We start from the raw sequence: 6,064 nt of genomic DNA on the forward strand, positions 1-6,064 counted from the left end.
TTCTCGTATGGTGGGTTGTGGTGACTTAATTATACCCAAAAGGACGATTTTCTTCTTTTTTTGTCTTAGTATTCATGCTGATATTGATTCTTGCACCCTGTTGATTGGAGCGGAAGGGGCGAGCTCCTCGGAAATGCTACCGCATTTCCTTCGTGCGGTGTTAATTCGGGGAAGCTTATTCAATGTCCTGCGGGAGAAGCGAGTCAGCGGGAGACCCCGCAGGTGCGAATGCACCGAGGAGCGTCGGACCGCCCGCGGAAAGCGAGTCCCTNGAGCGGAAATCAACAGGCCAATTTTATAGAAGAAAAAAGAGGGTGCCCGAAAGTTAGACTTTTGGGACACCCTCTTTTTATTTGGCGTGTTAAAGCTCATGTTCATTTTTAGCACTCGGAGCTGATGGCACAAGTTTGCTTAGTATTTTTTCGAGCTGCTTTCTCGAGGGATTTTATACGGGAGTGGCGTGACTGAGAGCTAATTAGCAAGCTAGCGCTGACGTTTGGGCCGCATTAGGAAAGAACTTCTCTAAGCGGAAATCAGCAGGCAAACTTAACAGAGCCAAACAAAATCATATCTAGCCGAATTGCTTTTCACTTTGATTGTGATGAACATACGGACGATTTTAATAAAAAGTGCATATACTATTGTATTCAATACTCACGACTCAGTCATTGAGAGGATGGAGGACATGAGCAAAAGGAAAAAACCAAAGTACAAAATCGGTGATACGGTCGTGATCACTATTTATGGAACAGTTGGAAAAGTGACAGACGTCAAGTGGCTTGATGATATATATGTCTATGAAGTCAATAAAAGTGAAGGTCTTTATATGGAATCCAGCCTTCAGCTGCTGTCTGAGTATGAAGGTGAGATCATGGAAAAGGAGCACATTGATATCGAATATAAATACTTTTTTGGCGATCTTGTCCAGGTTAAGGGGTATGGTTCGGATCTTTTCAAAATAGTAGGCTTCAGGACGGAAATTTGGAGATACAAAGAGGACGCATGGGAAGATGTCATTTATGAGCTTTCGAGAATTAATGACGGAGAATGGCTAGAAGCTGGGGAAGAAGAACTGACACTCGTTGCAGATGCAGAAAGTGCCGATGCATTTATTCAGAAGCTGGGCCTCCTTTATATGATCAACAAGAAAGAAAAGCTTCCAGAATTAAAGGAGACAGCCAATTCATTCCGCAAAGCTGAAAAGGAGCTGCTTGAAGGCATAAAAGAAAGGAAATTGCTGATAGATGGTTTGCTTGATATATATAATGACTATCGCATTCTTTATGAAATGTTTCATGACGATGAATACAAGCATATCATGCGTGTCATACTTAGAAAGCTAAAGCATCTTGCCAATAATGATGGAAAGAGCACAGTTTAATCAGGCTTTTGTTATGAAGGACACCAAAATGAAAATTAAAAACGGAACCCCGAACCAAACAATAAGCTTGTACAATCCATTTAATAGATTGCTATATAAATTAACGATCAAGCTTTCTTCGGAATTGACATCTTCTTTTATTAGCGCGGCTAGTTTGGATATACTGGTCATTTTGTTTCCTCCCCAAAATATTTTTTCTGCAAGTGATCATCATTTTTAGCTACTTATCCCATATGTATGTCCAAAATAAAATAAAATGCTAAAGTATAATAATTTTATAGATAAAAAAGAATAAGACTTTTCTGACAGTTGTTTTGCATGATTTAAGAAAGAGCATCATACATTTTGTACAAAGGGGGCGATGCTGTGAAGGAAATAGAGGTAGTGATAGATACGGAGGAAATTGCTGAATTTTTCTTTCATGAGCTGGCAAAAAGAGGGTATGTGCCTACTGAAGGAGAATTGGATGAACTCGCAGATATAACGTTTGAGTATTTACTGCAAAAATGCATTATTGATGAAGAGATCGAAGACGAATAACATAGAAAAAATGACGAGAAAATGTGCTCGTCATTTTTTTGCGCGGGCAAAAATAATTCCTTCTTAAGCAAACGTCTTTCTTATCGAAAATATTAAACAAAAAACTTTTTCATCTATTGAAAAAACATGGCAGAAAATGAAACTTTCTATTTAGATAGTCGTATATCTTTTTGAAAGAAGTACTATTTTGTATTTAGTAAATGCTGACGAAGGATAAAAAAGTTGGCGGGGCGGAAGGTAAAACTTCCGGGAAAGAAAAAATAAATATAAATTAATTAGGGAGAGAAGAACATGTCATTATTTAACAAGGTATTGGCAAGTGTGGGGATTGGATCTGCTAAAGTAGATACAAAGCTGGAAAAAGATACTGTTTCACCAGGGGAACCTTTAAGGGGAGTAGTTGAAATTACAGGAGGGAATACCGAGCAAAAAATCGATGACATTTACCTTTCTTTAAATACAACTTATGTAAAAGAGTCGGATGATAAAAAATATACCGTTTCCGGGTTGATTGACCGTTTCAGACTGGCAGAGTCTTTCACATTAGCGGCAAATGAGCGAAAAGAAATTCCTTTTACTTTCAGCCTGCCGAGTGATACTCCTTTATCTTTTGGCAAAACAAAAATTTGGGTGGCAACGGGCCTTGATATCAAAAATGCAGTAGACCCAACAGATAAGGACTATATCAGGGTTGTCCCTAGTCCGTTAATGGATTCTGTTTTAAAAGCTGTATCAAGCATCGGCTTCCGTTTAAGAGAAGCTGAATGTGAACAGGCGCCACATCGGCTTCGCCGCAGACTGCCATTTATACAGGAGTTTGAATTTGTTCCAGTCTCCGGACCATACAGAGGACGGCTTGATGAATTGGAAATCATATTTTTTCCCCAGGCAAGCGGAGAGACAGAGATCCTCATGCAGGTAGACCGAAGAGCAAGAGGACTGGGCGGATTCCTGGCAGAAGCGCTTGAAATGGATGAGTCGTTTGTCCGTTTTACTGTATCCAATAGCGACATCCCTTATATTGAGCAAAAGCTTCATTCAGTGATTGCAAAATATGCATAATCATGCTGAAACGATGGGCAAATGCCCATCGTTTTTATTTCTTCCCCTTAAGTTAGTAATGTTTTAAGAAAATCCTGACCTTTCAAAAAGGGGGTTATTAGTGCATACAGCCGGGAGTCAGGCATTCTTTTCTCTTCATCAGAGATGATTCCATGAACGCCGAGCCGCTGCATATCTGCAAATTGGTATTGTTTTTTTATTGTCCAGGTGTATATGTCATATCCGAATAATTCAGCTTGTGTGATAAAGGATTTGGAGAGCAGGAGATGGTGGACTGATAGGAAGGAGGCAAATTGGCGGTAGGAAGCCAAATGAAACATATCCAGCTGTTTGCTTAGGAGAATGCCTGCAGGAATATCAGGGGCTAGCTGATGAAACTTTTTCATTTCATTCACATGAAAAGATTGGACTTTGATGCTTTTAACGGGCTGGCCATCTTGTGTGTAGCCGGATAACATGTCTGCAAGCGCCTCTGTCATTCCAGGATAGTTTTCTGGAGCTTTCATTTCAATTAACAGTCCGATTTTTCCCCTAAAGTGATTTATTACTTCATTAAGCAAGGGAACTTCCTCCCCTTCAAACGCAGAAGAAAACCATGATCCTGCGTCAAGTTCTTTGATTTCATTAACAGTCATATCTGCAATAAGGCCTTCCCCATCAGTAGTCCGTTGTACATCGGCATCATGAATGACCACAAGGTGTCCATCTTTGCTGAATCTTACATCCATTTCAATATAATCAAAACCTAAATCAACAGCTTTTTCAAAGGATGCCATTGTATTTTCCGGTGCATAGGCGGACGCTCCCCGGTGAGCTATGGACTGAAAGGACATGAGAGGCTGGAAGAAGTACGAAAAAGTCATTAAAAGCAGCCCGGTAATGACTGAAAACAAAAATGGCTTTTTAGAAACCCTCAATTTTCATCACCCCTAAAAATGTCTTTTGTATATACTATGCGGGGCGGACTTGTTTGAAAGCGCTTTCTTAATAAAAATTTTCGCGAATCGACAAAACTAGAACTTTTTTGATAAAGGAAACGACAAGAAAAATGGCTAATTAATTAATAAATCATTTTTTACAAATGTTTATAAAGGCGAAAGTTGAAGTAAAGGGAAATTTTGTCGTCATTGAAGGGTCATGGATCCAAAAATGTCGTCAGAAGAGGGAAAAGGTCGCCATGAGACTGCCAAGTAGTAAAAGTAGTTAAAAGCTATTATAGAACTGTTTTTAACACCGAAATGTATGGGTTTATCACAAAACTGAGGGGGCTTCCATATGCTGAAGGAATTAACAAGAATCAGAAGAAAAGAGTATGATGTGACGATATTCCAGACACCAGGATTCAGGGAGAAAAAAGGGTTTCAGCAAGTTTACCGCTTAAATGTTGAAGGATCAACCCATGAAGAATGTCTTGATTCTGTTTTTAGAAGATTTAATGTGCTTGACAGGATCCCTGTTGATTTTAACGGAAGATTTATTTCGACGGGAGATATCCTTTATATTGATGAAGGGCGAAGAGGCCAGTATTATTATCAGCTAAAGCCAGGCGGCTGGGAAGAAATTAATCGAATACATATACGATAAGTATCTAACGGGAGGAGAGCATTTTGCTCTCCTCTTGCTATTTTATTCTGTTATGTTTGAACCTGGACTATTTTTGCGTTTATTAGCAGTATATTCTTTGCCATGGGCTTCCTGCTCAGCGATAATTGCTTCGGCAGGTATATGATTATTTTTCTTTGGTGAATTTATGCGGTTTCTATGCTTTTTGCCCATTTTAATCCCTCCATTTTATCTATTGCTTTTAGTTTTTACTGTTTTCGATGTATGTGGTTCAGTATTTGCTCTTGAAGATGGGTTTGTATCATTGGCATGCTGAACTGCCTGTCTAAGTTTTTTGCTCATCCCTTTTTGTGGCATGATTAAAACCTCCTTTGGAAAAGCTAATGATAGCTTTCCCGAATTGGGAAAAAACATGCTTTTGCTTATTTGTTTCTAAGTCATGCCGCATATGGTATAGTGTGACTTGGAAGCATTTCCAAAGGCTTCAGAACGAATTGGAGGTTTTGATTGATGAGTGTACATATTGGTGCTAAAGAAAACCAAATTGCGGAAACGGTCCTCCTGCCTGGAGATCCGCTGCGTGCAAAATATATTGCAGAAACATTTTTAGAAAATGCGGAATGCTATAATGAAGTCCGAAACATGTTTGGATACACAGGAACATACAAAGGAAAGCGCATTTCTGTACAGGGGACAGGAATGGGTGTACCCTCCATTTCCATTTATATTAATGAATTAATGCAGAGCTATAATGTTCAAAATTTAATTCGAGTTGGAACTTGCGGTGCAATCCAAAAGGATGTAAAAGTCAGGGATGTTATTTTGGCAATGAGCGCTTCCACTGACTCACAGATGAACAGGCTTACTTTTGGCGGAGTAGACTTTGCTCCAACTGCCAATTTCGAGCTTTTGAAAAAAGCTTATGATACTGGTCTGGAAAAAGGATTAAACCTTAAGGTTGGAAATGTATTCACAGCTGATATGTTCTATAACGATAACGCGGAACTTGAAAAATGGGCGAAATATCAGATTCTTGCTATTGAAATGGAAACAGCCGCACTATACACGCTTGCTGCGAAGTTTGACCGCAAAGCATTATCTGTACTGACAGTAAGCGACCATATCTTAACTGGAGAAGAAACAACAGCAGAAGAAAGACAAACAACATTCAATGAAATGATTGAAGTTGCGTTAGAAGCAGCAATTAAAGAATAACCCTTAAAAAGAGGTTGACTCAAAAGGTCGTTGAACGACGACTCTTTTGAGTCAGTTTTTTATTTTGAGATCATTTTGTCCTCAATTTCGAGTAACTTATTCAAAATTAGGAGAGATATCCCNATTTATCCTCCTAAACCTTCACTCTTTTTACCTGTTTTGTAGAAGATCATCCCACTTTTTTAAATTGTGGGCAACACAAATAAGACCCCAATCCGTGGTGTTTTTGGATAGGCCTCTTAGAGAAAACCGGTTGAATTTTCGGTTGTGTTTAATTTGTCCAAAGACGGGCTCGACATCTAT

10 protein-coding genes are annotated in these 6,064 nt (G+C 39.1%); 5 read left to right on the forward strand and 5 right to left on the reverse strand.

Features of this window, described 5'->3' with window-relative positions; translation table 11 throughout:
• Nucleotides 1–685 precede the first annotated feature (685 nt).
• Nucleotides 686–1,381 carry a hypothetical protein gene (locus L634_RS0127930; protein ID WP_026585227.1) on the forward strand — a complete coding sequence of 232 codons (696 nt, stop codon included), beginning with the start codon at nucleotides 686–688 and terminating at the stop codon, nucleotides 1,379–1,381.
• Here the strand turns inward: L634_RS0127930 and L634_RS33665 are convergent, their stop codons facing one another.
• Nucleotides 1,382–1,552 carry a hypothetical protein gene (locus tag L634_RS33665; RefSeq protein ID WP_157452477.1) on the reverse strand — a complete coding sequence of 57 codons (171 nt, stop codon included), beginning with the start codon at nucleotides 1,550–1,552 and terminating at the stop codon, nucleotides 1,382–1,384.
• Between the two features lie 195 nt (nucleotides 1,553–1,747).
• Here L634_RS33665 and L634_RS33135 point away from each other — a divergent pair, with 195 nt between their 5' ends.
• Together L634_RS33135 and L634_RS0127945 are read left to right on the forward strand one after the other, a co-directional pair.
• Nucleotides 1,748–1,921, forward strand: coding sequence for a YozD family protein (locus tag L634_RS33135; RefSeq protein ID WP_084029052.1), 174 nt, complete (start codon nucleotides 1,748–1,750; stop codon nucleotides 1,919–1,921).
• Between the two features lie 291 nt (nucleotides 1,922–2,212).
• Nucleotides 2,213–2,983, forward strand: coding sequence for a sporulation protein (locus L634_RS0127945; protein ID WP_026585228.1), 771 nt, complete (start codon nucleotides 2,213–2,215; stop codon nucleotides 2,981–2,983).
• Nucleotides 2,984–3,030: 47 nt separating this feature from the next.
• Here L634_RS0127945 and L634_RS0127950 read toward each other — a convergent pair whose 3' ends face one another.
• Nucleotides 3,031–3,900: a glycerophosphodiester phosphodiesterase gene (locus L634_RS0127950; protein ID WP_026585229.1), complete on the reverse strand. Its 870-nt coding sequence runs from the start codon at nucleotides 3,898–3,900 to the stop codon at nucleotides 3,031–3,033.
• Between the two features lie 358 nt (nucleotides 3,901–4,258).
• Between L634_RS0127950 and L634_RS0127955 the strand changes: the two genes are divergently transcribed.
• Nucleotides 4,259–4,567 (forward strand): YodL domain-containing protein, encoded by a 309-nt coding sequence (locus L634_RS0127955; protein ID WP_026585230.1) that lies wholly within the window; start codon nucleotides 4,259–4,261, stop codon nucleotides 4,565–4,567.
• A 42-nt stretch (nucleotides 4,568–4,609) separates the two neighbouring features.
• Here L634_RS0127955 and L634_RS34060 read toward each other — a convergent pair whose 3' ends face one another.
• Both L634_RS34060 and L634_RS34740 read right to left on the reverse strand, forming a co-directional pair.
• On the reverse strand, nucleotides 4,610–4,759 hold the full coding sequence (locus tag L634_RS34060; RefSeq protein ID WP_009332577.1) for a hypothetical protein: 150 nt from the start codon (nucleotides 4,757–4,759) through the stop codon (nucleotides 4,610–4,612).
• Between the two features lie 15 nt (nucleotides 4,760–4,774).
• Nucleotides 4,775–4,903, reverse strand: coding sequence for a hypothetical protein (locus L634_RS34740; protein WP_269521776.1), 129 nt, complete (start codon nucleotides 4,901–4,903; stop codon nucleotides 4,775–4,777).
• A 153-nt stretch (nucleotides 4,904–5,056) separates the two neighbouring features.
• Between L634_RS34740 and deoD the strand changes: the two genes are divergently transcribed.
• On the forward strand, nucleotides 5,057–5,761 hold the full coding sequence (deoD, locus tag L634_RS0127970; RefSeq protein ID WP_026585231.1) for a purine-nucleoside phosphorylase: 705 nt from the start codon (nucleotides 5,057–5,059) through the stop codon (nucleotides 5,759–5,761).
• A 150-nt stretch (nucleotides 5,762–5,911) separates the two neighbouring features.
• Here the strand turns inward: deoD and L634_RS33140 are convergent.
• Nucleotides 5,912–6,064 (reverse strand): transposase (locus L634_RS33140; protein ID WP_157452478.1); only part of this gene is annotated, 153 nt, incomplete at its 5' end.

The organism is Bacillus sp. J33, from assembly GCF_000518885.1.
GTDB lineage: Bacteria > Bacillota > Bacilli > Bacillales > Cytobacillaceae > Cytobacillus.

Coding starts and splice junctions, on each gene's coding strand:
- L634_RS0127930 (WP_026585227.1), top strand. CDS start 686: ATGAGCAAAAGGAAAAAACCAAAGTACAAAATCGGTGATACGGTCGTG.
- L634_RS0127945 (WP_026585228.1), top strand. CDS start 2,213: ATGTCATTATTTAACAAGGTATTGGCAAGTGTGGGGATTGGATCTGCT.
- L634_RS33665 (WP_157452477.1), bottom strand. CDS start 1,552: ATGACCAGTATATCCAAACTAGCCGCGCTAATAAAAGAAGATGTCAAT.
- L634_RS34740 (WP_269521776.1), bottom strand. CDS start 4,903: ATGCCACAAAAAGGGATGAGCAAAAAACTTAGACAGGCAGTTCAGCAT.
- L634_RS34060 (WP_009332577.1), bottom strand. CDS start 4,759: ATGGGCAAAAAGCATAGAAACCGCATAAATTCACCAAAGAAAAATAAT.
- L634_RS0127955 (WP_026585230.1), top strand. CDS start 4,259: ATGCTGAAGGAATTAACAAGAATCAGAAGAAAAGAGTATGATGTGACG.
- deoD (WP_026585231.1), top strand. CDS start 5,057: ATGAGTGTACATATTGGTGCTAAAGAAAACCAAATTGCGGAAACGGTC.